We start from the raw sequence: 1,129 nt of genomic DNA on the forward strand, positions 1-1,129 counted from the left end.
GGGTCGTGTCCCGCGGGGTGGTGTAGGAACCGTCGATCTACGGCAGGATCGTGTTCAGGTCAGGCGGCCAGTGTTGGCAAGCTGACAATGGGGTTATGGCTCACCGAGGCGAGAGTTTCCAGCGTCATGTAACGGCGCGATACGGCCCACTCATCGTTTTGCTCCAGCATGAGCGCTCCAACGAGACGAACGACGGCAGCGTCATTCGGGAATATGCCGATCACGTCGGCCCTCCGCTTGATCTCTTTGTTGACCCTTTCCAGCGGGTTGGTGGACGAGATCTGCGCCCAATGGTCCTTGGGGAAGGCCATGTAGGCGAGCACGTCCTCGCGCGATGCCTCCATCATGTCGGCCAGCTTTGGAAACTTCTCACGCAGGGCGTCGGCAACCTGGTTCCACTGCTGGTGCGCTGCCTCGGCCGTTTCCTGCGCGAAGATGGTCTTGATCATGGCAATGACGGCGGGCCGTTGTCTGGGCGCGGCATGGGCAAACGCGTTGCGCATCCAGTGCACCCGGCAGCGTTGCTGGCTCGCGGAAAATACCTTGCTGGCGGCGGCGCGCAGCCCTTTGTGATCGTCGGCGATGACCAGCTTCACACCGCGCAAGCCTCGGTCGGCCAGAGAGCGCAGGAAGGCTTTCCAGAAGGGTTCGGCTTCCGATGGGCCGGTGGCAACGCCCAGCACCTCACGTCGGCCATCGGTGTTGACGCCCACCGCGATTATCGCCGCCGTCGAGACAATCCGTCCGCCCTCGCGCTCTTTGAGGTAGGTGGCGTCGATCCATAGATAGGGCCACTCGCCTTCGATGGGCCGCGTGAGGAAGGCATTCACCCGCTCGTCGATCTCGGCAACCAAACGGCTGACCTGACTCTTCGAAACACCGCTGGCGCCCATCGCCTTGACCAGATCGTCGACCGAACGGGTCGAGACGCCGTGGACGTAGGCTTCTTGGATCACTGCCGCCAAAGCCTTCTCGGCCGTGCGGCGTGGCTCCAGAAAGCTCGGGAAGTAGCTGCCCTTGCGCAGCTTCGGAATTGCCAGTTCGATGCGCCCGGCACGCGTATCCCAACCGCGCTCGCGGTAGCCGTTGCGGTGGTTAAGCCGCTCCGGGCTGCGCGATCCGCAAGGAA

1 protein-coding gene is annotated in these 1,129 nt (G+C 63.2%); it reads right to left on the minus strand.

Annotation, left to right across the window (positions count from 1 at the left end; all coding sequences use genetic code 11):
• Positions 1-59 precede the first annotated feature (59 nt).
• Positions 60-1,129, minus strand: a 1,070-nt coding sequence (locus tag MBENS4_RS23685; protein WP_039396895.1) for an IS256 family transposase, incomplete at its 5' end; no start/stop codon positions are given.

The sequence above is a fragment of the Novosphingobium sp. MBES04 genome (assembly GCF_000813185.1).
GTDB lineage: Bacteria > Pseudomonadota > Alphaproteobacteria > Sphingomonadales > Sphingomonadaceae > Novosphingobium > Novosphingobium decolorationis.